General features: G+C 68.0%; 21 protein-coding genes. 12 read left to right on the top strand and 9 right to left on the bottom strand.

Annotated features, from left to right (window positions below; translation table 11 throughout):
• Nucleotides 1-21: 21 nt before the first annotated feature.
• A complete protein-coding gene (locus tag ACEN9Q_RS19310; RefSeq protein ID WP_056443449.1) occupies nt 22-909 on the bottom strand; it encodes a YicC/YloC family endoribonuclease in 888 nt (295 codons plus the stop codon).
• Between the two features lie 166 nt (nt 910-1,075).
• On the opposite strand from ACEN9Q_RS19310, the gene ACEN9Q_RS19305 reads away from it, so the two are divergent.
• The 3 genes from ACEN9Q_RS19305 to rph are packed head-to-tail and all read left to right on the top strand — an operon-like array spanning nt 1,076 to nt 3,770.
• Nucleotides 1,076-2,065, top strand: coding sequence for a serine/threonine protein kinase (locus ACEN9Q_RS19305; RefSeq protein WP_495625689.1), 990 nt, complete (start codon nt 1,076-1,078; stop codon nt 2,063-2,065).
• Between the two features lie 9 nt (nt 2,066-2,074).
• On the top strand, nt 2,075-3,004 hold the full coding sequence (locus tag ACEN9Q_RS19300; protein WP_056443442.1) for a PP2C family protein-serine/threonine phosphatase: 930 nt from the start codon (nt 2,075-2,077) through the stop codon (nt 3,002-3,004).
• A 31-nt stretch (nt 3,005-3,035) separates the two neighbouring features.
• Nucleotides 3,036-3,770, top strand: a complete 735-nt coding sequence (gene rph / locus ACEN9Q_RS19295; RefSeq protein ID WP_495625688.1) for a ribonuclease PH — start codon at nt 3,036-3,038, stop codon at nt 3,768-3,770.
• 99 nt (nt 3,771-3,869) lie between these two features.
• On the opposite strand, the gene ACEN9Q_RS19290 is transcribed toward rph, so the two are convergent.
• The 4 genes from ACEN9Q_RS19290 to ACEN9Q_RS19275 form a co-directional block, all read right to left on the bottom strand.
• A complete protein-coding gene (locus tag ACEN9Q_RS19290) occupies nt 3,870-4,436 on the bottom strand; it encodes a DUF4337 domain-containing protein (RefSeq protein ID WP_056443433.1) in 567 nt (188 codons plus the stop codon).
• A 1-nt stretch (nt 4,437) separates the two neighbouring features.
• Complete coding sequence (locus ACEN9Q_RS19285) at nt 4,438-5,739, bottom strand: ABC transporter ATP-binding protein (RefSeq protein WP_056443430.1); 1,302 nt, start codon at nt 5,737-5,739, stop codon at nt 4,438-4,440.
• Between the two features lie 87 nt (nt 5,740-5,826).
• Nucleotides 5,827-7,554, bottom strand: coding sequence for an ABC transporter permease (locus ACEN9Q_RS19280; RefSeq protein WP_495625687.1), 1,728 nt, complete (start codon nt 7,552-7,554; stop codon nt 5,827-5,829).
• Nucleotides 7,555-7,566: 12 nt separating this feature from the next.
• A complete protein-coding gene (locus ACEN9Q_RS19275) occupies nt 7,567-8,883 on the bottom strand; it encodes a carbohydrate porin (protein ID WP_495625686.1) in 1,317 nt (438 codons plus the stop codon).
• 593 nt (nt 8,884-9,476) lie between these two features.
• Here ACEN9Q_RS19275 and ACEN9Q_RS19270 point away from each other — a divergent pair.
• The 9 genes from ACEN9Q_RS19270 to ACEN9Q_RS19230 all read left to right on the top strand — a co-directional run bounded on the left by ACEN9Q_RS19270 (nt 9,477) and on the right by ACEN9Q_RS19230 (nt 16,978).
• Nucleotides 9,477-10,676 (top strand): aminotransferase class I/II-fold pyridoxal phosphate-dependent enzyme, encoded by a 1,200-nt coding sequence (locus ACEN9Q_RS19270; protein WP_056443424.1) that lies wholly within the window; start codon nt 9,477-9,479, stop codon nt 10,674-10,676.
• Between the two features lie 29 nt (nt 10,677-10,705).
• Nucleotides 10,706-11,410 (top strand): response regulator transcription factor, encoded by a 705-nt coding sequence (locus ACEN9Q_RS19265; protein WP_056443422.1) that lies wholly within the window; start codon nt 10,706-10,708, stop codon nt 11,408-11,410.
• Nucleotides 11,391-12,779: a sensor histidine kinase gene (locus ACEN9Q_RS19260; RefSeq protein ID WP_495625685.1), complete on the top strand. Its 1,389-nt coding sequence runs from the start codon at nt 11,391-11,393 to the stop codon at nt 12,777-12,779. The genes ACEN9Q_RS19265 and ACEN9Q_RS19260 overlap by 20 nt, the downstream gene beginning before the upstream one ends.
• A gap of 73 nt (nt 12,780-12,852) precedes the next feature.
• Nucleotides 12,853-13,446: an RdgB/HAM1 family non-canonical purine NTP pyrophosphatase gene (rdgB, locus tag ACEN9Q_RS19255; protein ID WP_056443417.1), complete on the top strand. Its 594-nt coding sequence runs from the start codon at nt 12,853-12,855 to the stop codon at nt 13,444-13,446.
• On the top strand, nt 13,443-14,699 hold the full coding sequence (gene hemW, locus ACEN9Q_RS19250) for a radical SAM family heme chaperone HemW (RefSeq protein WP_495625684.1): 1,257 nt from the start codon (nt 13,443-13,445) through the stop codon (nt 14,697-14,699). Before rdgB ends, hemW begins: the two co-directional genes overlap by 4 nt.
• A gap of 4 nt (nt 14,700-14,703) precedes the next feature.
• Entirely contained in the window at nt 14,704-15,282 is a 579-nt protein-coding gene (locus tag ACEN9Q_RS19245) for a transglutaminase-like domain-containing protein (protein WP_495625683.1), read from the top strand.
• Nucleotides 15,283-15,313: 31 nt separating this feature from the next.
• Nucleotides 15,314-15,706 (top strand): VOC family protein, encoded by a 393-nt coding sequence (locus ACEN9Q_RS19240; protein ID WP_056443408.1) that lies wholly within the window; start codon nt 15,314-15,316, stop codon nt 15,704-15,706.
• A 102-nt stretch (nt 15,707-15,808) separates the two neighbouring features.
• A complete protein-coding gene (locus ACEN9Q_RS19235; RefSeq protein ID WP_495625682.1) occupies nt 15,809-16,189 on the top strand; it encodes a response regulator in 381 nt (126 codons plus the stop codon).
• Nucleotides 16,190-16,243: 54 nt separating this feature from the next.
• A complete protein-coding gene (locus ACEN9Q_RS19230) occupies nt 16,244-16,978 on the top strand; it encodes an aquaporin (protein WP_495625681.1) in 735 nt (244 codons plus the stop codon).
• A gap of 44 nt (nt 16,979-17,022) precedes the next feature.
• Here the strand turns inward: ACEN9Q_RS19230 and ACEN9Q_RS19225 are convergent, their stop codons facing one another.
• From ACEN9Q_RS19225 to ACEN9Q_RS19210, 4 genes are all read right to left on the bottom strand, one after another.
• Complete coding sequence (locus ACEN9Q_RS19225) at nt 17,023-17,883, bottom strand: zinc-binding metallopeptidase family protein (RefSeq protein ID WP_495625680.1); 861 nt, start codon at nt 17,881-17,883, stop codon at nt 17,023-17,025.
• A 247-nt stretch (nt 17,884-18,130) separates the two neighbouring features.
• Nucleotides 18,131-19,546, bottom strand: a complete 1,416-nt coding sequence (locus ACEN9Q_RS19220; protein ID WP_157201933.1) for an efflux transporter outer membrane subunit — start codon at nt 19,544-19,546, stop codon at nt 18,131-18,133.
• An 8-nt stretch (nt 19,547-19,554) separates the two neighbouring features.
• Nucleotides 19,555-22,710 (bottom strand): efflux RND transporter permease subunit, encoded by a 3,156-nt coding sequence (locus ACEN9Q_RS19215; RefSeq protein ID WP_056443397.1) that lies wholly within the window; start codon nt 22,708-22,710, stop codon nt 19,555-19,557.
• A 30-nt stretch (nt 22,711-22,740) separates the two neighbouring features.
• On the bottom strand, nt 22,741-23,988 hold the full coding sequence (locus ACEN9Q_RS19210) for an efflux RND transporter periplasmic adaptor subunit (protein ID WP_495625679.1): 1,248 nt from the start codon (nt 23,986-23,988) through the stop codon (nt 22,741-22,743).
• Nucleotides 23,989-24,072: the final 84 nt, after the last annotated feature.

Genomic DNA, 24,072 nt, shown 5'->3' with positions numbered 1-24,072 from the left:
CGCCCTGCGGCGTGCCCGCGATTATTCGAGATTCTGTACCTGCTCGCGCATCTGTTCAATGAGCAGCTTGAGCTCCATCGACGCATCCGCCAGCTCCTTGACGGAAGCCTTGGCGCCCAGCGTATTCGCCTCGCGGTTCAGTTCCTGCATCATGAAGTCGAGGCGCTTGCCGACCTGGCCGCCTTTCTTGAGGATGTGGCGGGTCTCGGTCAGGTGCGCCGTCAGGCGCGACAATTCTTCCGAGACGTCGATGCGGATGCCGTACAGCGTGACTTCCTGGCGGATCCGTTCGAATACTTCCTGGCGCGTGAGGACTTGCGGATTGCCGTGGCCGGCGAGGCCCAGGGCGTCCTGCATGCGCTCGATGGCCTTTTGCTGGAACTGGGCGATGACTTGCGGGATCAGCGGCGTGATGCGCTTGACGATGGCTTCCATCGCCTCGATGCGCGCGACCAGCATGGCTTCCAGCGCCGCGCCTTCGCGCTTGCGGCTGTCGACGAAGGCGGCAATCGTTTTCGCGGCGAGGGCGGCGACGTCGGCCTGGAGCGATTCCTGGCCGATCTGCGCTTCCTCGATCACGCCCGGCCAGCGCAGCAGTTCGGCCACCGTCATCAGGGGCGCGGATACGAAGTGGCGCGTGACCTCGGTCTGCAGCCGGGCGAGGTCGGCCAGCAGCGTGTGGTTGAGGGCCTGCGAGCCCGTCGTGGCCTTGCGGCCGAACGACAGACGGACCTCGACCTTGCCGCGCGTGATGGCTGCCATGATTGCGGAGCGCAGGTCCGGTTCAAGCGCGCGCAAATCGTCGTTGATGCGGAACTGCAGGTCGAGGAAGCGCGAATTGACGCTCTTGATCTCGATCGTCAGCGTGCCGGCAGCGCCTTCGCTTGTGGCGACCGCATAACCTGTCATGCTAGAAATGCTCAATGGAGTCCCCGATTTCCGGAATCTGCGCGACCCGCCCGGCGGCGCGGTGCGGGTGGCGCCGCGCGCTGTGGTTTTGCGAGATTCCCTTATTCTTTACAAAGCGGTGATTTATCCACACAATCCCCGTGTTTAGCAAGGAATACTTTCCCAAATGGCTGCCCAGAATAATGCTCCCTTGCCCGATGGCCTGGAAATTGGCGGATATCGCATTGTAAAGAAAATTGCGTCCGGCGGGTTCAGTATTGTTTATCTGGCATATGACGGCGACGGTAACGCCGTCGCGATCAAGGAATACCTGCCCAGCGCCCTGGCGCTGCGCCCGCCGGGCGCGCTCGCGCCCGTGATCGCCAAGACCAATCTGCCCGTCTTCCGCATCGGCCTGAAATGCTTTTTCGAGGAAGGGCGGGCGCTGGCGCGCATCGTTCATCCGAACGTCGTGCGTGTGTTAAATTTTTTCCGCGCCAATGACACGGTCTATATGGTGATGGCCTACGAATCCGGCCACTCGCTGCAGGAATATGCCGCGCGGATCAATGCCAAGGGCAGCCGCGCCGGCGAACCGTTCATCCGGCAGGTCTTCAACGGCGTCTGCGCCGGGCTGCGCGAGGTCCACGCCAACAAGCTGCTGCACCTGGACCTGAAGCCGGCCAACATCTACCTCCGCACCGACGGCTCGCCCCTGCTGCTCGACTTCGGCGCGGCGCGCCAGACCATCCATACCGATTCGCCCACCCTGGCGCCCATGTACACGCCCGGCTTCGCCGCGCCCGAGCTGTATGCGAAAGGGGCCGCGCTCGGTCCATGGACGGACATCTACAGCATCGGCGCGGCCATGTTCGCCTGCATGGCGGGCGCGCCGCCGCAGCCGGCCGACCAGCGCCGCGTGGCCGACACGATGATCGAGCAGGTCGCGCGGCTCGAAGGCGCGTACACGCCGGGCCTGGTGGCGATGGTGAGCGCCTGCCTCGCGCTCGATCCGCTGGCGCGGCCGCAGAGCGTGTTCGCGGTGCAGAAGGCGCTGCAGGCCGGGCTCCCCGCGGCGCGCACCGGACCGCAGCAGGCGGCGACGGAGGCCGCCCCGGAATCCGGCTGGCGCGGCCTCGTGGGACGCATCGGCTTCGGCCGCGGCGGACGTAACTGAGGAACCGATATGCAATTCTCTGTCTACCAGCAAAGCCACATCGGCGGCCGCAAACTCAACCAGGACCGCATGGGCTATCTGTACACGCGCGAAGCGCTGCTGCTCGTGCTGGCGGACGGCATGGGCGGCCATCTGCGCGGCGAGGTCGCGGCCACGATCGCCCTGCAAAGCATCGCCGCGCGCTTCAAGGCGCAGGCCACGCCGTACGTGCGCAAGCCCGAACGCTTCCTCGAAGAAGCCTTGCAGCAGGCCCACGACGACATCCTGCGCTACACCCGCGAGCACGCCATGCCGGATTCCCCGCGCACGACGATCGTCGCCTGCCTGGTGCAGCACAACAGCGCCGTGTGGGCCCATTGCGGCGATTCGCGCCTGTACTGGCTGCGCCGCGGGCAGGTCCTCGGGCGCACGCGCGACCATTCGCACATCGAGTACCTGATCGCGAAAGGGCAGGCCGACGCGAGCGAGCGTGCCACGCACCCGGACCGCAACAAGCTGTACAACTGCCTGGGCGCGTCGACGCCGCCGAAGGTCGAGCTGACGCGCGGCGCGAGCCTGGAGTCGGGCGACATCCTGCTGCTGTGTTCCGACGGCCTGTGGTCGGTCCTGCCCGACACCGAGATCGCGCATCGCCTGTCCGCGCACGGCGTCGTGCAGGCCGTGCCGGAGATGGTCGCGATGGCCACTGCCATCGCCGGCAGCCGCGGCGACAACACGACCGCCCTCGCCATCCAGTGGCAGGGCGCGGGCACGCCAGCCCTTGCCGCCGACCCGGGCGTCGTCTCCACGCAGATGCTGCCCGAGGGCGAAGTCACGAGCCGCATCGATTCCCCGGCCGCCGCGCCCGGCCCCGACGATCCGTTCGACGAGGACGACATCGAGAAGGCGATCGCCGAGATCCGCGACGCGATCGAGAAGTCGTCGCAGATACTGAAATAAACCCGAACAACCACTCACAAGAAGGACATCCATGACCGAAACCCTCCGCCCCAGCGGCCGTGCCGTCGACCAGCTGCGCGCCATCCGCATCACCCGCCAGTACACGAAGCACGCCGAAGGTTCCGTGCTGATCGAGTGCGGCGACACGAAGGTGATCTGCACCGCCAGCATCGAAGAAAAAGTGCCGGGCTTTTTAAAGGGGAAGGGGCAGGGCTGGCTGACGGCGGAATACGGCATGCTGCCGCGCTCCACGCACACGCGCATGGACCGCGAGGCGGCGCGCGGCAAGCAGTCCGGCCGCACGCAGGAAATCCAGCGCCTGATCGGCCGCTCGCTGCGCGCCGCGTTCGACCTGGAAGCGTTCGGCGAACGCACCCTGCACCTGGACTGCGACGTGATCCAGGCCGACGGCGGCACGCGCACGGCGTCGATCACGGGCGCGATGGTGGCGGCCCATGACGCGTTTTCGCGGCTGGTGGCGGCGGGACTGATCCCGGCCGTGCCGGTGAAGCACTTCGTGGCCGCGATCTCGGTGGGCGTGGTGGCCGGCGTGCCCGTGCTGGACCTGGACTACATCGAGGATTCCGGCTGCGACACGGACATGAACGTCGTGATGACGGATGCCGGGCACTTCGTCGAGGTGCAGGGCACGGCCGAAGGCGAGGCCTTCGACCGGGCGGGCATGAACCGCTTGCTCGATCTGGCGGAGCAGGGGATCCGCGAGCTGGTCGGCCTGCAGAAGCGGGCGCTCGGCTTGACAGCATGAATACCGTCGCCCCTGCGAAGGCAGGGGCCCCATTTTGTATGCGTTGCCGTGCTGCCGGCAAACTTGGGTCCCCGCCTGCGCGGGGATGACGTATCGGCGCTACGAGAGCAACCCCGTCAACCAGCTCGGGTGAAACGGCAGCCCGCACAACCCGGCCACGCCATAGAACACGCCGACCACCGTCGGCACCAGCGCCGCCAGGTACAGCCAGCGCTGCCGGGTCAAGGTGGTCACGGCCAGCAGCGACAAGGCCAGCGCCAGCGCCGCGTCGGACAGGTCGAACTGGTCGTCGCGGTAATTCAGCGCGTCGTACGTCGCCTGGTCCTGCCTGGCCTGCGCCACCACCTCGTCCTTCTTTTTCGCCTGGCCGCTCTCCAGTTTTTCCAGCTCCGCGATCGCGGCGGCGTAGCCTGCCTGCTCGCCGGCCGGGCGGGCCGCCGCGGCCAGGCGCAGCTGCAGCAAGGTCGTATGCGCCTGTTCCTGGCGCAGGTTGCGGGCCTGGTAGAACGCCCAGTGGTCGATCTTGTCGGCCTGCGCCTGCTGCATCGCCTGCACGATGTTGTCGTCCTTGATCTTGCAGACGCCCATGAACGACGCCAGCAGCGCGACGGTCAGCGCGACCTTGCGATCCAGCCTGGAGTCGCCGGTGATGTCCAATCCTTCCATGTCACTCCTTCGTGTTGCCGGTGCCCGGCAGTTTCAGCCGGCCCGTGTGATAGTCGTATTCGTACAATTCGCCGTAGCGGCCCCATTCGATCGCCACTTCCAGCATGCGCTTGGCCTGGTCCGCTTCCAGCGTGTCTTCCAGCAGGTCGATGAACGGATCTTCCGGCAGCGCGCCGCCCGGCTCGTCCTCCAGCTGGCGCCGGATGCGCGCGGCCAGCGGCACGTTCTTCGACAGCTGCTGGCCGAACAGGGTCTGGCGCAGCGCCTGGTCGGCCTGGGCATAGCGCAGGCCCAGGCCGGTCAGGGCGATGTCGCCGCGCTCGACGTGCGCGAGGCCCAGCAGGCCCAGTGCCTCGTAGGTCGGGAACAGTTCCTCGTCCGGCAGCTCGGTGTCTTCCGACAGCTGCGGCAGGTCGGCGCGGCCGTCGTACGGCGCGCCGGCCAGCAGGTCCAGCACGCTCTCCATGCGGCCCACGTCCGTGTCCGGCACGCGGTAGTCGATGGCGGCCGGGCGCGCGGCGCCCAGCGCCGGCGCGGCGGCGGGACGCATCGTCATCAGGCCGTAGACTTCGTCGACGAGGGCGCGCACCTCCGGCGTGTCGGCGTTGCGCGGGCGCGGCAGGTCGATGCGGATCTCGTGGCGCACGCGGCCCGGATCGCTGGACAGGATGATGATGCGGTCGGCCATCATGACGGCTTCCTCGATGTTGTGCGAGACGATCAGGATGCCGCGCGTGGGAATCCGCTTGCCGTCCCACAGGTCGAGGATGTCGCCCCGCAGCGTCTCGCCCGTCAGCACGTCGAGGGCGGAAAAGGCTTCGTCCATCAGCAGCACGTCCGGGTGCGTGACGAGCGCGCGCGCGATGCCCACGCGCTGGCGCATGCCGCCCGAGAGCTCGCGCGGCAGCGCGCTGCCGAAGCCGGAGAGGCCGATCAGGTCGAGCATCGCGTCGGCCCGCTCGCGCCGCGCGGCAGGCGCGACGCCCTGCGCTTCCAGGCCGAGTTCCACGTTCTGCTGCACCGTCAGCCACGGGAACAGGGCGAAGGACTGGAACACCATCGCCACGCCGGACAGCGGCCCGCGGATGGGCCGTCCGCGGTATTCGACCTTGCCCGCGTCGGCCGGCACGAGGCCCGCGACGATGCGCAGCAGCGTCGATTTGCCGGAGCCGGATTTGCCGAGCAGCGCGACGATCTCGCCGTCGGCCAGCGTGAAGTCGACGCCTTCGAGCACGGTGCGCGGGGCGCCGTCGGCGCTGCGGAAGGCCTTTTTCACGCCATTCAGTTCAACCAGTTTTTCCATGGTGGTTCCAATGAGTTCGATGGGCACGGGGTGCCCACCCTACGGTCGGTATTCGGTAGGGTGGACACCCCGTGCCCACCATGCACTTCAACGGCTGCGGCCTTCGGCCAGCAGGTACAGCCGGCGCCAGAAGAACCGGTTCAACAACATGACGAACACGCACATCACGCCGATGCCGAGGGCGATGCGGTGGAAGTCGCCGGCGTCCGTCATCTGCTTGATGTAGCTGCCCAGGCCATCTGCCACGAGCGAGGTCTTGCCCCATGTGACGTACTCCGCCACGATGCTCGCGTTCCACGAGCCGCCGCTCGCCGTGATCGCGCCCGTCACGAAACTCGGGAACACGGCCGGCAGGTACACGCGCTTCCATTTCAGCCAGCCGGTCAGGCCCAGGTTGTCGGCCGCGAGGCGCAGCTCGTTCGGCAGGGTCGATGCGCCCGCGACCACGTTGAACAGGATGTACCACTGCGTGCCGAACACCATCAGTGGACTGAGCCAGATGTTCGGATTCAGGCGCAGGTGCACGAGCGCGTAAACGACGATCGGGAACATCAGGTTGACGGGGAACGCGGCCAGGAATTGCGCGAGCGCCTGCACGGCCTGGGCGTAGCGCGGGCGCAGGCCGATCCACACGGCGGCGGGCACCCACACGAGCGAGGCGAGGCCGATCAGGAGCATCACCCGCACGAGCGTGATGCAGCCGAGGCCCACGACGCGCAGCGCCTCGCCCCAACCGACCTGCGCGTGGATGAACAGCAGGAAGCGCCACGCGCCCAGCAGCGCGAGCACGAGCACGATCCGGTCGATCGCGCGCGTGGACAGCGTGAAGCGCGACGGGCGCGGCGCCGCGTCGACGATGTCGCGCGTGCCGAACCAGCCGAGCGTGCGGGCGAGCAGTGCCCACATGCGGTCGGTGAGGGCGCGGATCCACACGCTGCGGCGGCCCCAGTCCAGCACCCACGATTGCTGGGCGTATTCGCCCTGCGATTCCTCGAAGCGGAACTTGTCGGCCCACGCCAGCAGCGGGCGGAAGAACAACTGGTCGTACAGCAGGATGCCGGCGAACATGGCGGCGATGGCCCAGGCGATGGCGGTGCCCTGTTTCTGCTCGATCGCGACCGCGATGTAGGCGCCGATGCCGGGCAGCTTGATGTCCTGGCCCGCCACCGAAATCGCCTCGGCGGCGACGAGGAAGAACCAGCCGCCGGACATCGACATCATCATGTTCCACAGCAGCGCCGGCATCGCGTACGGCAGTTCCAGGCGCCAGAAGCGCTGCCACGGCGACAGCCGGAACACGCGCGCCGCTTCCGCCAGCTCGGGCGGGATCGTCTTCATCGACTGGTACAGGCTGAACGCCATGTTCCAGGCCTGCGACGTAAAAATCGCGAACACGGCGGCGCATTCCACGCCGAGCAGGTTGCCGGGAAAGAGGGCGATGAACGGCGCGATGGCGATGGCCTGGAAGCCGAGGATCGGCACCGACTGCAGCACGTCCAGCAGCGGCACCATGATCTTTTCGGCGCTCTTCCAGCGCGTGGCGACGACGGCGAACGTGAACGTGAACAGCAGCGCGGCGCCGAGGGCGCTGAACATGCGCAGGATCGTGCGCAGCAGGTAGTAGGGCAGGAAGGCCGGGTCGAGCGAGATCGGCGTCGGCTGGCCCAGCACGAACGGGCGCGTCATCTGCATGGCGCCGTACGCGGCCAGCGCCAGCACGACGAGGACGAGCGGCAGCAGCGCCCAGTCCCAGCGGTTCGGGGTCGTGGTGAGGAACGAGCGGCCGGTGCGGCCCGGGGTGAACAGTTCGAACATGTCTCGTCTCCGTCAGTATTGCCCGTGCAGGCGCAGGCCGAACACGTTCACGGGTCCGCGCGCGCCGTCGTAGGCAGGGTTGGCGATGTGCTGCCAGTCCAGCGACAGCGCGGCGTACCGGCCCAGCCCGATTTTGTAGTACGTTTCGACGATCTGCTCCGGATGGTAATCCAGCCGGCCGTCGCCGATGAACGCGCCCACGCCGCCGGCCGCCAGGTAGTCGCGGTGGGCCTGCGCCAGCCCGTTGGCGACGGCGGCGATGCCCAGCGTGTCGCCGGTGCGGTGCCAGGCCGCGCCCTGCAAGGTCGCGCCGATGGAGACCGAACGCTCGATCTCGGCGAACGCATACGTTTCCGACTGCCCGTCGTTGCGGCTGGCGCGCGCGAACACTGCGGCATTCGCGCCGACCGCCTGGTCCAGGCTTACGCCGAAGCCCGTCTTGCTGCGCTCGCGCCGCACGCCGCCCACATCGGGCACCGCGCCCGGCGCGCGTGCCGCCAGCGCGTCGCGGAACGATCCCATGCGCGCGCGGTCGCGGAACGCCAGCAGGCGCACCGTGCCCGCCTGCCCCAGCCAGCTGTGACGATGTTCCAGCTCGACCTGGTCGCCATGATGCCGGAAGATGCGCTTGTCGAGCGTGAGCCCGTTCGATTCGGCGGGCAGCATGAAGCGCCCCGCGCGCACGGCCCAGTCGCCATCGTCATATTCGAGCGCCGCGCCCCACGTGTAGCCGCGCGCGTCCGCGGCGAAGTCCCATGCGCCGTGCGCCACCAGCGCCCAGTTGAGGAACTGGCTGCGGGCGTCGTGGGCCTGGCTGTTGGCGTCGAAGATGTCGGACACGGCCAGGTTGCCGGCCGTCAGGACGACGCGGCGGCTTGCCACACTGCCCGCCAGCTGGTTCATGTCGGATTCGACCGCCTGCATGTCGCCGCCCAGGTTCCAGGTCTGGCGCAGGAACAGCCGGGCGCGATAGAACGTCGGACTCGTGCCGCTCGTCTTCTGCTGCTCGCCATTGGTCATGCCGCCGAAGCCGTGCAGGCCGGACATGGCCTTGCCCTGCACGACTTCCGGATCGAAGTACAGCTCGGCGCCCTGCCACGGACGCATGCCGAAGGCGGCCGTGGCGCTGAAGGAATAGCCCGTCTCGCGCCACGGGACGAGGCTGGCGGGGCCGGTGTAGGCGGCGCCGAACGCGGGTTTGGCTTGCCACACGTACGTGGCCTGGACGTGCGCGTTCCAGGCCTCCGCCGCGGGGAGGTCGTCGGCACGTACACCGGGTGCCGCGGCCAGCAGCCAGGCGGCACAATAAAACATCGAACAACGAAACATCGGTATCTCCGTCGGTGAACGGCATACCTTTCATTCGCGCTTGGTGACGCCGTGCGCGTCCCTCGTTAGAAGGCGTGCAGCACGATTCGTTTGTCGTGGAATGCGATGTCCCGGATGCAAAGGGACGCGGATACCATCATTCGCCCGGGGCGAGATGACGGCAGGAGGAAGGACCTGCGTTATCTTGCCGGGGCCGGACCGGCCTCGGGCCGGCAACAACTGCCACTCGAACAAGTGCCCATGAAAGGGACTCCATGAAATGAAAACGGTCGGATTCTACGTGGCCGTCCTTTCTAGCGTCAAGGAAATATCCTGCGCTTTGGAGCGCTATCCTGGGCACTGAATATTGCACCGCGATGACATGCGCAACGGCAGGGCGGCGCCGCTCGCGCGCGCGAGCGAAACGGCTGGGCGGACCTGGAGGCCGCTGCGAATGATAGCGGCGTATTTGTCTTTACGATATTACCGTTTGTTAATGTGAGTGACATTACCTGATCGTAATTTTTACGCTCCCGTCGCTCGCCTATACTGCATCGCAGCGCCATTTCCATGCCAATCCGGCAGCGCGTCCATTTCCGACACTGCCCCCAAACATGCACGACCTCGCCGACATTGCAGACTGGCTGCAAACCCACGCCATTCACCACGAGACGCCCGTCCACGACACGTTGCCGGACCCGGTGTTCCGCGTGAACGGCGAGGCTGCCGTGTCGTTCAGCACCAACAATTACCTGGCGCTGGCGAACCATCCCCGTCTCGTGGAGGCCGCGAAGGCGGGCCTGGAACGCTACGGCGTCGGCAATTGCGAATCGCGGCTGCTGGGCGGCGACCTGCCCGTGTACCGCGCGCTGGAGCGCCGGCTGGGTGAACTCAAGCACAAGACCGACGCCGTGCTGTTCGTCACGGGCTACATGACGAACATCGGCGTGCTGTCCACGCTCGTCAAGGTCGGCCTGCTGGCGCGCATCCACGGCTATCGCGCCAAGAAGCGCCGCAAGTACGCGTATTTCACGGACGAGTACAACCACATCAGCATCCGCGAAGGCATCCTGATGTCGGGCGCCGACAAGCACACGTACCGCCATGCCGACATGGACCACCTGGAGTCGCTGCTGAAAGCGGCCGATGGCGTCAGCCCGATCATCGTCAGCGACGGCGTGTTCAGCATGGAAGGCACGATCGCGCCGCTGCCCGAGCTGACGCAACTCGCCGAGAAATACGGCGCGATCCTGTACGTCGACGACGCCCACGCCACCGGTATCCTGGGCGAAAACGGCGGCGGCACGTCGGAGCACTACGGCTGCTACAGCCCCACCATCATGCAGATGGGGACCCTGTCCAAGGCGCTGGGCGCCATCGGCGGCTTCGTGGCGCTGGAGCGCGAGATGGCCGACGTGCTGCGCCTGACGAGTTCCGCCTACGGCTTCACCTGTCCGCCGCCGCCGGACCAGGCCAACGCCCTGCTGGCCGCGCTGGACCTGCTGCGGGAAGAGCCGGACCGGCGCGTGCGCCTGTGGGACAACCAGCGCTACTTCGTCGAGCGCATGCGCCCGTTGGGCTACACGCTCACGTCGACGCAGACGCCGATCGTGCCGGTGCTGGTCAAGGACGCCGAGCGCTGCCAGCGGTTCCAGCGCGCGCTGCGCGCGGAGGGCATCCACGTCGACGCGATCCAGTTCCCGGCCGTTCCCGTGGGCCAGGCGCGCCTGCGCTTCATGCTCAACGCGGGGCATACGCGCGCCCAGATCGACCACGTCGTGGCCGTGATGGCGCGCCTGGCCTCCATGCTATAGTCAACCCGAGAAAGACCAAGAGCCGAACCATGCCGAACTGCCTCGTGATCGAAGACGACACCGAAACGCGCGACTACCTTTGCAGCGGATTGCGCGCGGCCGGCTATGCCGTGCAGGCGGAGACGAACGGCGAGGCGGGCAACCGCCGCCTGCAGGAGACGCGCTGGGACGTCGTCGTGCTCGACCGCATGCTGCCCGGCCAGGTCGACGGCCTCGGCATCCTCGAACAGATGCGCGCCCGCGGCGACGGCACGCCGGTGCTGATCCTGTCCGCCCTGAACAGCGTCGACGAGCGCGTGCGCGGCCTGCGCGCCGGCAGCGACGACTATCTCACCAAGCCCTTCGTCATGTCGGAGCTGCTGGCCCGGGTGGAAAACCTCAGCCGGCGCAACGCCTGGTCGCGCGACGCCACCGTGCTGCAGGTGGCCGACCTGCAGCTCGACGTGCGCACGATGCGCGTGACGCGGCAGGGCACGACGATCACCCTGCAGCCGCGCGAATTCCGCCTGCTCGAATACCTCATGCGCCACGAAGGCCAGATCGTCACCCGCACGATGCTGCTGGAAGGCGTGTGGGAATACCATTTCGATCCGCAGACGAACGTGATCGACGTCCAGATCAGCCGCCTGCGCAGCAAGATCGACAAGGATTTCACCCCGGCCCTGATCCACACGGTGCGCGGCGCCGGCTATGTGCTGAGCGCCGCCCCGACGTATGGTCCGTCCTCGCGCTAGACCGGGCCCCGGCGCGGGCGTCGGCCTGCGCGGCTCCATCGCGTTCCGGCTGGCGGTCGGCTACGGCCTGCTGCTGGCCGCGTCGATGGCCACGCTGTCGGGCATCGTCTATTTCGGCACGGTGGGCGTGTTCGAGCGCTCGATCGACAGCAAGATCATGAGCGTGGAGGGGCGCCTGGCCGACGCCTGGACCAGCGACGGCCGCCCCGGCCTCGTACGCGAGATCGACGCCCAGCTGCACGACCTGATCGACACCGATACCGAGGTGGTGGGCGTCGTCGACACCCAGGGCCGCGTCCTGGCCGGCAACCTGGGGCGCTGGTACGGCGACCTGCCGGCGTCCGGCGAGCTCGGATTCGGACAGATGCAGCGCAACGGCGCGCCCGTTTCCGTGCGCCTCATCGCGACGCGGCTCGACGACGGCAGCCGGCTCATCGTCGGCCGCGACCTGATCGAACTCGACGCCATCCGCAGCGTCGTCGAGCGCGCGCTCCTGGTCAGCGCCGCCGTGTCGATCGTGCTCGCGTTCTTCGGCGCCCAGATCTTCCGTTCGCGCCTGGAAGCGCGCATCGGCCGCATCCGCCGCACGACGGCGCGCATCGCGGCCGGCGAACTGTCCAGCCGCATCGTCGTGATGGGCAACGACGAATTCGCGCGCCTGGGCGACGACATCAACCGCATGCTCGACCGCATCGAAGCGCTGATGGAGGGCGTACGCCACGTGTCGAACTCGATCGCGCACGACCTGCGCACGCCGCTGTCGCGCGTGCGCTCGCGCCTCGACCGCGCGCTGCAGGCGTCGGCCGATCCGCACGCGCTCGTGGCGGACGCGCGCCTGGCCATCGAGGACATCGACAGCGTGATCTCGCTGTTCGACAAGCTGCTGCAGATCGCCGCGCTGGAATCCGGCGTGCGCGCGGGCACCTTCGAAAAGCTCGACCTGGCCGCCATCGCGCACGACATGGCGGAATTGTACGAAGCGGCCGCCGAAGAGCAGGGCGTGCTGCTGCGCTTCGCCGGCCGGCCGACGATCATCCGCGGCGACCGCGACCTGCTGGCCAGCGCCCTCGCGAGCCTGATCGACAACGCCATCAAGTACGGCCGCAGCGGCGGCCGCGTCGACGTCGAGGTCGACACGATGGACGGCGCGCCGGTACTGACGGTCCGCGATTACGGCTCGGGCGTGCCGGCCGACGACATGGACAAGATCACGCGGCGCTTCTACCGCGTGGACCAGAGCCGCCACCTGCCGGGCAACGGCCTGGGCCTGTCGATCGTCACCGCCATCACCCAGCTGCACGAGGGCACGCTCGCGCTGCGCCGCGCCGACCCCGGGTTCGAAGCGCGCATGGTGTTCCCGCACGCCTAGCGCGTCCGGCCTGCTGCGCGTATGGCGGGATGAGCGGTAAAATACGCAGTTCTTCGTCCAGACCGAGACAGCAATGACCCAACGCCTCATCCTTGCCTCCAACAACGCGGGCAAGCTCAAGGAATTCGCCGAATTACTCGGCCCGATCGGTTTCGAACTGCATCCGCAGGGCGAATTCGGCGTCCCCGAAGCGGAAGAGCCGTTCGGCACCTTCGTCGAGAACGCCCTGCAGAAGGCCCGCCACGCCGCGCGCCTGACCGGCCTGCCGGCCCTCGCCGACGATTCCGGCGTGTGCGTGAACGCCCTCGGCGGCGCGCCGGGCGTGTATTCCGCGCGCTTTGCCGGCGAGCCGAAATCGGACGTGCGCAACAACGCCAGACTGGTCGCCGACCTCGCGGCCCACGCCGACAAATCGGCGTACTACTACTGCGTGCTCGTGTACGTGCGCCACGCGGACGACCCGCAACCCGTGATCGCGGACGGCGTGTGGCGCGGGCAGGTCATCGACACGCCGCGCGGCGCCAACGGCTTCGGCTACGATCCGTACTTCCTGGTGCCGGATTTCGGCCGCACGGCCGCCGAACTGGCGCCGGCGGAAAAGAACGCCGTGTCGCACCGCGGCCAGGCGCTGCGCGCGCTCGTCGACAAGCTCGGGAAGCTGGCATGATTCCGATCAAGCCCGCCAGCTCGGCGGCCGTGCCCCCCACGCCCGCCGCCACGCCCCGCGACGCGGCGACTGCAGCCCTGCAATACCTGCAACCGGGGGCGCTGAACCTGGCGGCGCTGCCGCCGCTGTCGCTGTACATCCACTGGCCGTGGTGCGTGCGCAAATGCCCGTACTGCGACTTCAATTCGCACGAGTCGAAAGACCCGATCCCGGAACAGGCCTACCTGGACGCGCTGCGCGCCGACCTGGAACAGTCGCTGCCGCTGATCTGGGGCCGCAAGATCCACACGGTGTTCATCGGCGGCGGCACGCCCAGCCTGATGTCGGCGGCGGGGCTGGAGCGCCTGATGTCGGACCTGCGCACCTTGCTGCCGCTCGATCTCGATGCCGAGATCACGATGGAGGCGAATCCCGGCACGTTCGAAGCCGACAAATTCAAGTCGTTCCGCGCCAGCGGCATCAACCGCCTGTCGATCGGCATCCAGAGTTTCGACAGCCGGCACCTGCAGGCGCTCGGCCGCATCCACGACGCCAACGAGGCGATCAAGGCCGTGGAGATCGCCCAGGCGAACTTCGACAATTTCAACCTCGACCTGATGTACGCGCTGCCGGGCCAGACGCTTTCCGAGGCGCAGGCCGACATCGACATGGCGCTGGGATTCGCGCCGCCGCACCTGTCGCTGTACCACCTGACGATGGAACCGAACACGGTGTTCGCCAAGTATCCGCCGGTGGTGCCGGACGACGACGCGACCGCCGACATCCAGGACATGATCGCCGTGCGCACGGCCGCCGCCGGCTACGACCATTACGAAGTCTCGGCCTATGCGCGGCCGGGCCACCGCGCGCGCCATAACCTGAACTACTGGCAGTTCGGCGATTATCTCGGCATCGGCGCCGGCGCCCATTCGAAGCTGTCGTTCCCGCATCGCGTGCTGCGCCAGGCCCGCTACAAGCAGCCCGCGTCGTTCATGGAAGCGGCCATGAAGGGCAATGCCGTGGCCGAGGAACACGAGATCGGGCGCGCCGACATGGGTTTCGAATTCATGCTCAACGGGCTGCGGCTGACGGAAGGCTTCGACCCGAACCTGTTCGGCGAGCGTACCGGCATGCCGCTCAACGCCATCGAAAAGGCGTTGAACGAGGCCGAGGCGAAGGGACTCATCTATCGCGACTTCCGCGTGATCCGGCCGACGGCACTGGGTCAGCGCTTCCTCAACGATCTGCAGGAAATCTTCCTGGCCGAAGGGTAAAGCCATGCAACGCTATCTTGCCGCAAGCACGTACATCGACGTCGACACGCCCGCCATTCAAGCCGCCGCGCGCCGGCTGGCCGAGGGGACCGCGTCCGAGCTGGACGTCGTGCGTGCCTGCTTCGAATTCGTGCGCGACGAGATCCGCCACAGCGTCGATTTCGAGCTGAATCCGGTGACCTGCAAGGCGTCCGACGTCCTGCGCCACAAGACGGGCTACTGCTACGCGAAGAGCCATCTGCTGGCCGCGCTGCTGCGCGCGAACGGCATCCCGGCGGGGCTGTGCTACCAGCGCCTGTCCGTCGGCGACGGCGGCGCGCCGTACTGCCTGCACGGCCTGAACGCCGTGTATCTGCAGGACTTCGGCTGGCATCGCATCGATGCGCGGGGCAACAAGCCCGGCGTCGACGCGCGCTTCGATCCGCCGGCGGAGCGGCTGGCGTTCGCGATCCGCGAACGCGACGAACGCATGCTGCCGGAGATCTGGGCCGAGCCGCTGCCGGTCGTCGTCGCTGCGCTCGAATGCTACGATACGTGGGACCAGGTGCTGGCCAACCTGCCGGATGTCGAGCTCCTGGATTGACCGCCGCATCCACCCTGAAGAAAGGACAAGCATGTTCAGTCACATCGTGATCGGTTCGAACGACCTCGAACGTTCCAGGCGTTTCTACGACGCCGTGCTCGGTACGCTCGGCGTTGGCGCGCCGTTCCCCAATGTTGCCCCGACCGGCCACCAGCGCCTGTTCTACCGCCACAACGGCGGTACGCTCGGCATCACCGAACCCATCGACGGCGCGGAGGCCACGTGCGCGAACGGCGCCACGATCGGCTTCAAATGCGATTCAGCCGAGCAAGTCCAGGCGTTCCACGATACGGCGGTCGCCCACGGCGGCAAGTCGATCGAAGCGCCGCCGGGCCTGCGCGCGGGCAGCCTGGGCCCGATGTACCTGGCCTATGTGCGCGATCCGGACGGCCACAAGCTCTGCGCCATGTACCGTCCGGCATAGCGGCGCCGGCGGGCGGTGACCGGACGAAACGTGTCGGGTATCCTGACGACCATGTGTTAAAGTAGCAGTCTTGCATGTGTTTCAATGAAAGGCAGCTGGTCGATGCCTGTCCCCGCAACGCCGCGCATCCTGGTCGTGGATGACGAAGAAGCCATTCTCTATGTGTTCGAGCGCTACCTGAGCGTCGCCGGCTATCGCGTGTCCGTCGCCAACAACGGCTTCGACGCCGTCAGTGCCGCCGAAGCCGCCGAAGCCGACCCTTTCGACCTGCTCATCACGGATTTCCGCATGCCCGGCATGAACGGCATCGAGGTGATCCACGCGCTGCGCCGCCTGCGGCCCGGCCTGCCGGCGCTCGTCATCTCCGGCAATCCCATCGAGGCTGGCGTGATGCCCGATGGCGTGCGGTTCCTGTCGAAACCCGTGTCGATGGCCGCTCTCCTCGGCATCATCCCGTCCCTCATCGGACGCGGTATCGACTGAACATACCGCCACGGCAGTACTCCGGTCCGGCACGGCGCGCGCACAATGGATGCCATGAAGCATCCCGATCGCACCCACTTCCTTGCCCGCCGCCTCGTGGCCGAAGGACTCGGCACCGCCTTGCTGCTGGCCGTCGTCGTCGGCTCCGCGATCATGGGCGACCGGCTCGCGGGCGGCAATGCGGCCATCGCGCTGCTCGTCAATTCGATCGCGTCCGGCTGCGGCCTCGTCGTGCTGATCCTGATGTTCGGCGGCGTCTCGGGCGCGCACCTGAATCCCGTCGTCACGCTGTCCGAAGTCTGGCAACGCAACCTGCCGGCCGGTCTCGCGCTGCCGTATGTCGCGGCGCAGACGGGCGGGGCGTTCGCCGGCGTGGCCATCGCGCACCTGATGTTCGGCGAACCGGCGTTCGTCGCCGCGACGCATGCGCGGACCGGCGCCGCGCTGTGGTGGAGCGAGGGCGTGGCCACGTTCGGCCTGATGGCGACCATCATCAGCTGCGCGCGCACGCGCCCCAGTGTCACGCCGTATGCGGCGGCGCTGTTCATCGTCGCGGGGTACTGGTTCACGGCGTCGTCGTCGTTCGCCAATCCCGCCCTCACGCTGGCGCGCGCCGCCACCGGCACGTGCGCGGGCATCCGCCTCGCGGACGTGCCGGGCTATGTGCTGGCCCAGCTGGCCGGCGCGGCGGCGGCGACGGTCGTCTTCGACTGGCTGTATCCCCGCGCGCGGGCAGGCGCCGCGGTGGCCGGCACGGTGGCGGCCGGCGAATTCGCGCCCGCCGACTGACTCAGCCGCGCGGTTCTATCCGCGCTATCTCATCCGTGCTGTTTTCATCCGCGCTGCCCGGCCGCCAGCGCCGTCAGCGTGCGCGCCAGGCCGCTCACCACGCGCGCCATGCCGCCAAAGATGACCTGCTCGGGCGGTTCGTCGTCGGCGGCCGCGGCCGGCGTGTCCTGGGCCTGGCGATACGGAAAGCGCGTGAACGACGTATCCGTGAGCACGAGGGCCGGCATGCCGGCGCCGGGATGGTGCCACGCGGCGCGGTCGAGCAGGGTCACGCCCTGCATGTAGGCCGGCGTCGCCAGGCCGTGCGGCGGCACGCCCGCGATGCTCTGGAAGGCCGACAGCGCATCCTGCACCTCGCGCGACGATGCCAGGCTGCCGACGTAGGCGATGAAGCTGGCGGGACGCTCGACCGGCGCGTCCGTCAGCATGCGCGCGAGGTCGTCCAGGCTCGCGTCCTGCGCCAGCGCGGGTGCGGGCGCGGCCGGCCTGGGCGCCAGGAAGAAGACGAAGCGGATTTCGGTGCCGCGGCTGGGATGCACATCGGCCAGCAGCCGCGCCAGCTCCAGCACCGCGGCCGCGCCACCGGCCGCGCCCGGGTCGCCGTCCATGCGGGCGCCGACGATGAAGGTGCGTGCCGCCTTCGCACCGGGCGCCACGTTGGCCAGTACCGCTTCGATGTCGTGCCGCTGGCCACTGCCGCGGTCGCGCACGGCATAGCCGGCGATCCGCAGCACGCTGTCGATGTAGGCGGCCGACGCGGCCCGCCGCGCGGCCGGGTCCTGCGTGCCGGCCGTGAGCGCCGTCACGTGCGCGCGCAGGCGCATGGCCAGCGGCGGCGCCGGCATGGCAGAGCCCGGATTCACCGTGACCAGCGCCAGCAGCACGAGCAGGACGATGGCGACCACGGATTTCCAATGTGCACGAAAAAAATGTCGCATGGCGTGGGGCGCGGCGCATGGGGCGACCGTACCGGACAGGCCGGGCTCGGCGCGCGGTTGCGGTCCTGGCGGACGCCGTCCGGCGACGGCTGCCGGGGCCGCCCGTGCTTGCATGAAAAAACCGGGGCCGGCCTGCGATTTCATGATACCGAAATCGCGGCCGGCCCCGGTCGGGACCGTTCTCAATGGCGCGCGGAAATCATTCCGCTTCGAATCAGCGCGCGGCCGTCGCCGGCCCCGGCTCGCTCCAGCCGCCGCCCAGCACGCGGTACAGCGTGACCTGATTCTGCAGGCGCTGCAGGTTGGCCTGGATGGCCTGCTGCTGCGCGGTGAACAGCGAACGCTGGGCATCCAGCAGGTCGAGGTAGCTGGCGGTGCCGTTGCGGTAGCGCAGGTCGGACAGGTTGAAGCGGTCCGTCTCGGCGGCCGCCACGGCCTGCTGGGCACGCAACTGTTCGCTGTACGTGGCCTGGCCGGCCAGTGCGTCCGCCACTTCGCGGAACGCCGTCTGGATCGATTTTTCGTACTGCGCGACGGCGATGTCGCGCTGGGCACGGGCGCCCTCGACGCCGGCGCGGGTGCGGCCGAAGTCGAACAGCGGCATGATCGCCTGCGGTGCGAACGTCCAGCCGAACGTGCCGCTCTTGAACAGGCCCGACAGCTGGCTGCTCGCGGTGCCGGCGCTGCCCGTCAGCGTGATGCGCGGGAAGTAATTCGCGCGCGCCGCGCCGATGTTGGCGTTGGCGGCCATCAGCTGCTGCTCGGCGGCGCGGATGTCCGGACGCACGGCCAGCAGGTCGGATGGCATCCCGGCCGGCAGGTCCGGCAGGTTCGTCGTCGCGAGCGTGGCGCCGGCCGGCAGGTTGTCTGGAATCGGCTGGCCGATCAGCAGGGTGAGCAGGTTCAGGTCCTGCGCGCGCTGGCGCTGGGCCTGGGCCAGGGTCGTGCGCGCCGTCTCGACGAGCGATACGGCCTGCTGCAGGTCGAGCTTGGACGAGACGCCGTTGTCGAAGCGCAGTTGCGTCAGGCGCAGCGATTCCTCGCGCGTCTTGAGGGTCTGCTGCACGAGGGCCAGCAATTCCTCGTCGGCGAGATACGTCAGGTACGTGTTGGCGACCTGGGCGATCAGGCTGATCTGCGCCGTCTTGCGCGCTTCCTCGGTGGCGAGGAATTGCGCCAGCGCGGCGTCGGACAGGTTCTTCACGCGGCTGAAGAAATCCAGCTCGAATGCGGACACGGACAGGCCGGCCTGGTAGACGCTTTCGATCGGCTGGTCCTTGCCGGTGGTCTGGCGCTGGCCCGTGATGCCCGCGTTCACGGCCGGGAACTGGTTCGAGCGCTGGATCTGGTACTGTGCGCGCGCCGCCTCGATGTTCAGGACCGAAACGCGCAGGTCGCGGTTGTTGGCCAGTGCCAGCGAGATCAGCTGCTGCAGGCGCGGATCGGTGAAGAAGCGCTGCCACGTGATGGCGGCCGGCGCTTCGTTCGCGACCGCGTTGCCGCTGTTGACGGTGCCTTCCACGGTCGGGAAGGCGCCCGCCACCGGCGCTTGCGGCCGCTCATACTTCGGCGCCAGGTTCACGCAGCCGGCCAGCACGAGGGCGAGCGCGAGGGGAGTGAGTCGTTTCATGGTGTTCATCAGATTTTCGAGTCGATGACAGTGGCGTCTTCTTCGTGCGCGTACTTCTTGCGCTGGCGTTCGCTGCCCTTGAAGAACCCGCGGATGACGACGAAGAACACGGGCACGAAGAACACGCCCAGTGCCGTCGCCGTCAGCATGCCGCCCATCACGCCGGTACCGATGGCGCGCTGCGATGCCGCGCCGGCGCCGCTGGCGACCACCAGCGGCAGCACGCCGAGGATGAACGCGAGCGACGTCATGATGATCGGACGGAAGCGCAGGTGCGCCGCCTGCAGCGCCGCTTCGAACGGCGACTTGCCCTGCGCCTGCAGGTCCTTCGCGAATTCTACGATCAGGATCGCGTTCTTCGCGGCCAGGCCGATGATGGTGATCAGGCCGACCTTGAAGTACACGTCGTTGTTCAGTCCGCGCAGCGATGCCGCCATCAGCGAGCCGAGCACGCCCAGCGGCACGACGAGCAGCACGGCGACCGGGATCGACCAGCTTTCATACAGTGCGGCGAGGGCCAGGAACACGGCCAGCAGCGCGAAGCCGATCAGCACGAACACGGTGGAGCCGGCGAGGATCTCTTCGCGCGACTGGCCGGTCCATTCGTACGCGAAGCCGGCCGGCAGCTTGGCGGCCAGCGCCTGCATCTCGTCCAGCGCCTGGCCGGTCGAATAGCCCGGGGCGGCGTCGCCCGTGATGCTCATCGCCGAATAGCCGTTGTAGCGCGTCGTCTGCATCGGACCCGTGATCCACTGGGTCGTCGCGAACGCGGACAGCGGCACCGGCTGGCCCTTCGTGTTCAGGGCGTTGATGTGCAGCAGGTCTTCCGGCTGCATGCGCTGCGGCGCGTCGGCCTGCACGATCACGCGCTGCAGGCGGCCGGCGTTCGGGAAGTCGTTCACGTAGGCGGAACCGAGCGACGTCGACAGCGCCGTGTTGATGGCGCCGAACGTCACGCCGAGGGCCTGCGCCTTGTCGCGGTCGATGTTCAGCTTCAGTTGCGGCGCGTCTTCCAGGCCTTCCGGACGGATGCCCGTCAGCACCTTGCTCTGCATTGCCATGCCCAGCAGCTGGTTACGCGCCTGGAGCAGGGCGGCGTGGCCGAGGCCGCCGCGGTCCTGCAGGCGGAACGAGAAGCCCGTGCCGCGGCCCAGTTCCGGGATCGGCGGCGGACTCACCACGAAGATGAACGAGTCGCGCAGGGCCATCATGTGACCCGTGATGCGGCCGGCGAGGCCTTGCGCATCCTGGCCCTTGCCCTTGCGCTCGTCCCACGGTTTCAGCGGGATGAACGCGAGGCCCATGTTCTGGCCCTGGCCGGTGAACGAGAAGCCCGTCACGGCGACCATGTCGGCCACTTCCGGCTGCTTGAGCACATAGTCTTCCATCGCGTGCAGGACGACGTTGGTGCGCTCGGCGGTGGCGCCCGGCGGCAGCTGGATGTTGGCGATGATGTAGCCCTGGTCCTCGTTCGGCAGGAACGAGTTCGGCAGGCGCGCGAACATCAGGCCGACGATGGCGACCAGCAGGACGAACACGACCAGCGCGCGGCCGGTGCGCTTGAGGATCTTGCCGACGAAGCCTTCATAGCGCTTGGCGCCCGTCGTGAACGTGCGGTTGAACCAGCCGAAGAAGCCTTTCTTCTCCATGTGGTGGCCCGCTTCGACGGGCTTCAGGAGGTGCGCGCACAGCGCCGGCGTGAGCGACAGCGCCATGAATGCCGAGAAGCCGATCGACGACACCATCACGATCGAGAACTGGCGGTAGATGTTGCCGACGGCGCCCTGGAAGAACGCCAGCGGCACGAACACGGACATCAGCACGACGGTCACGCCGATGATGGCGCCCGAGATCTGGCCCATCGCCTTGCGCGTCGCCTGGAGCGGCGGCAGGCCTTCCTCGGACATGATGCGCTCGACGTTTTCCACCACCACGATCGCATCGTCGACGACGATACCGATCACGAGCACCATGCCGAACATCGTCAGCACGTTGATCGAGAAGCCCATCGCCAGCAGCGTCGCGAAGGAGCCCAGCAGGGCGACCGGCACGACGATGGTCGGGATGATCGTGTAGCGGATGTTCTGCAGGAACACGAACATCACGATGAACACGAGGATCACGGCCTCGATCAGGGTTTCCACCACCTGCTGGATCGAGATCTGGATGAACTTGGTGCTGTCGTAAGGGATCGAGTACTTCATGCCTTTCGGGAAGTACTTCTGCAACTGCTCCATGCGTTGCTTGATCAGCTTCGCGGTTTCCAGCGCATTACCGGTCGGCGACAGCTGCACGCCGATACCGGTCGACGGCTTGCCGTTCAGGCGCGTCGACGTGGAATAGGCCTGGCCGCCGATCTCGATGCGGGCGACGTCCTTGAGGCGCACGGTGGAGCCGTCCGGATTCGCGCGCAGCACGATGTTGCCGAACTGCTCGACGGTGGCCAGCTGGCCCGTGACGACGACGGTCGCCGTGATCTGCTGGCCCTTGGCCACCGGCAGGTCGCCGATCGTGCCGGACGCCACCTGGGCGTTCTGCTGGCGGATCGCCGTGTTGACGTCGTCCGGCGACAGGTTGAAGCCGACCAGCTTGGCCGGATCGATCCAGATGCGCATCGCCTTCTCGGTGCCGAACAGCTGGGCCTGGCCGACGCCCTTGATCCGCTGGATCTCGGGCAGCACGTTGCGCGACGCGTAGTCGCCCAGCGCGACGGTGTCCCAGGTCGGGTCGTCCGACGACAGGATCGTGAACAGCAGGAAGTTCGAGCGCGCCTTGTCGACGCGCACACCCTGCTGGGTCACCGCGGCCGGCAGGCGCGGGGTCGCGCGCGCCAGGCGGTTCTGGACGTCGACCTGGGCCAGGTTGGGATTGGTGCCGGTCTCGAAGCTGATCGTGATGGAGCCGGTGCCGTTGGCCTGGCTGGTCGACTCCATGTAGATCATGCCTTCGGCACCGTTCATCTCGCGTTCGATGACGGAGATGACGGAGTCTTCCAGCGTCTGGGCCGAAGCGCCGGGATAGGCGACGCTGACGACGATCGACGGCGGCGCCACGGTCGGATACTGCGCGATCGGCAGCTGCTTGATGGCGACGCCGCCAAGCACCATGATGAACAGCGCGATCACCCAGGCGAAAATGGGGCGGTCAATAAAAAAACGTGCCATTGTGGTTCCTGTTATCTAGCCTTGCCTTGCTCACTGGCGGGTGGCGGCCGGGCCGGCCGCGGCCTGCGCACCGCCCGCGGCCGGTGCTGCCGGGGCTGCCGGCGCGCCGACCGGCGTCCACGCGACCGGCTGTACCGGCGTGCCCGGCGGCAGCATCTGCAGCTTCTGGAAGCCGTCCACCATCACCTTTTCGCCTTCCTTGAGGCCATCCGTGACGACCCAGTCGTCGCCGTTCTGCGAACCGATCTTGACGGTGCGCGGCGTCGGCTTGTTGTCCGCGCCGACCACCAGGACGGTATCGCCGTTCGGGCCGCCGCGGGTGACGGCCTGCTGCGGCACGAGGATGCCGGACGGAAGCTCGGCCTGGGCGAGGCGCACGCGCACGTACTGGCCCGGCAGCAGGGCATTGTCCGGGTTCGCGACCTGGGCGCGCAGCGTGACCTGGCCGCTCGTCGGGTCGACGGTGATGTCGGAGAACAGCAGCTTGCCCTTTTGCGCCATCACGGTGCCGTCATCCAGCACGACGGTCACAGGGACGGCCGAGCCGATGCCCTTGGCACCGGCATCCTTGCGCAGGCGCTGCAGTTCGGCGGCGGACTGGGTGATGTTCAGGTACACGTTGTCGGTCTGCTGGATCAGCGCCATCTGCGTCGCCTCGGCGGCGGAGACGAGGGCGCCTTCCGTCACGAGCGCGCGGCCGATGCGGCCCGAGATCGGGGCGTAGACGTTCGCGTAGTCGTAATTGATCCTGGCGATGCGGACCTGGGCCTTGGCCGAATTGACGTCCGCCTCGGCCTGCTTCTGGGCAGCGACGGCGTTCGTGAATTCCTGCTTGCTGACGGCCTGGGCTTCGACGAGCGGCTTGTAGCGCTCGACGGTGGCGGCGGTCGACGTCAGGTTCGCCTGGGCGCGGCCGAGCGAGGCCTGGGCGGCGCTCAGCTGGGCCTGGTATGGCTCGGGATCGATCTGGAACAGCGACTGGCCCTGCTTGACCATGCTGCCCTCGGTGAACAGGCGCTTGAGGACGACGCCGTTGACGCGGGCGCGCACCTCGGCCGTGCGGATCGCCTCGACGCGGGCCGGCAGCTCGGTCTCGAGCGCGACCTGCTGGAACTTGGTGGTGATGACGCCGACCTGCGGGGGCGGCATCTTGGCGCCGGCGGCGCCGGGACCGGCTTCGGGCTTATCCTTGGAGCCGCAGGCCGACAGCATGGCCACGGCGACCAGGGTGCATGCGGCGATCCTGGACAGGGTGAGGGACGAGTGGGCAGAGCGCATTCAATGCTTCCTTCTTGTGGAAAAAAGGACAAAACCGATCCGCGGTGCTGTTTACAGGGGCGCGATCGACCGTCGCAGTTCAAA

The organism is Massilia sp. Masssp93, from assembly GCF_059491295.1.
This window is presented reverse-complemented; position numbering and strand designations above follow the sequence as displayed.

What these genes read in the sequence shown, in the direction of transcription:
- ACEN9Q_RS19310 (WP_056443449.1), bottom strand. Translation starts at nt 909, where the DNA reads ATGACAGGTTATGCGGTCGCCACAAGCGAAGGCGCTGCCGGCACGCTG.
- ACEN9Q_RS19305 (WP_495625689.1), top strand. Translation starts at nt 1,076, where the DNA reads ATGGCTGCCCAGAATAATGCTCCCTTGCCCGATGGCCTGGAAATTGGC.
- ACEN9Q_RS19300 (WP_056443442.1), top strand. Translation starts at nt 2,075, where the DNA reads ATGCAATTCTCTGTCTACCAGCAAAGCCACATCGGCGGCCGCAAACTC.
- rph (WP_495625688.1), top strand. Translation starts at nt 3,036, where the DNA reads ATGACCGAAACCCTCCGCCCCAGCGGCCGTGCCGTCGACCAGCTGCGC.
- ACEN9Q_RS19290 (WP_056443433.1), bottom strand. Translation starts at nt 4,436, where the DNA reads ATGGAAGGATTGGACATCACCGGCGACTCCAGGCTGGATCGCAAGGTC.
- ACEN9Q_RS19285 (WP_056443430.1), bottom strand. Translation starts at nt 5,739, where the DNA reads ATGGAAAAACTGGTTGAACTGAATGGCGTGAAAAAGGCCTTCCGCAGC.
- ACEN9Q_RS19280 (WP_495625687.1), bottom strand. Translation starts at nt 7,554, where the DNA reads ATGTTCGAACTGTTCACCCCGGGCCGCACCGGCCGCTCGTTCCTCACC.
- ACEN9Q_RS19275 (WP_495625686.1), bottom strand. Translation starts at nt 8,883, where the DNA reads ATGTTTCGTTGTTCGATGTTTTATTGTGCCGCCTGGCTGCTGGCCGCG.
- ACEN9Q_RS19270 (WP_056443424.1), top strand. Translation starts at nt 9,477, where the DNA reads ATGCACGACCTCGCCGACATTGCAGACTGGCTGCAAACCCACGCCATT.
- ACEN9Q_RS19265 (WP_056443422.1), top strand. Translation starts at nt 10,706, where the DNA reads ATGCCGAACTGCCTCGTGATCGAAGACGACACCGAAACGCGCGACTAC.
- ACEN9Q_RS19260 (WP_495625685.1), top strand. Translation starts at nt 11,391, where the DNA reads ATGGTCCGTCCTCGCGCTAGACCGGGCCCCGGCGCGGGCGTCGGCCTG.
- rdgB (WP_056443417.1), top strand. Translation starts at nt 12,853, where the DNA reads ATGACCCAACGCCTCATCCTTGCCTCCAACAACGCGGGCAAGCTCAAG.
- hemW (WP_495625684.1), top strand. Translation starts at nt 13,443, where the DNA reads ATGATTCCGATCAAGCCCGCCAGCTCGGCGGCCGTGCCCCCCACGCCC.
- ACEN9Q_RS19245 (WP_495625683.1), top strand. Translation starts at nt 14,704, where the DNA reads ATGCAACGCTATCTTGCCGCAAGCACGTACATCGACGTCGACACGCCC.
- ACEN9Q_RS19240 (WP_056443408.1), top strand. Translation starts at nt 15,314, where the DNA reads ATGTTCAGTCACATCGTGATCGGTTCGAACGACCTCGAACGTTCCAGG.
- ACEN9Q_RS19235 (WP_495625682.1), top strand. Translation starts at nt 15,809, where the DNA reads ATGCCTGTCCCCGCAACGCCGCGCATCCTGGTCGTGGATGACGAAGAA.
- ACEN9Q_RS19230 (WP_495625681.1), top strand. Translation starts at nt 16,244, where the DNA reads ATGAAGCATCCCGATCGCACCCACTTCCTTGCCCGCCGCCTCGTGGCC.
- ACEN9Q_RS19220 (WP_157201933.1), bottom strand. Translation starts at nt 19,546, where the DNA reads ATGAAACGACTCACTCCCCTCGCGCTCGCCCTCGTGCTGGCCGGCTGC.
- ACEN9Q_RS19215 (WP_056443397.1), bottom strand. Translation starts at nt 22,710, where the DNA reads ATGGCACGTTTTTTTATTGACCGCCCCATTTTCGCCTGGGTGATCGCG.
- ACEN9Q_RS19210 (WP_495625679.1), bottom strand. Translation starts at nt 23,988, where the DNA reads ATGCGCTCTGCCCACTCGTCCCTCACCCTGTCCAGGATCGCCGCATGC.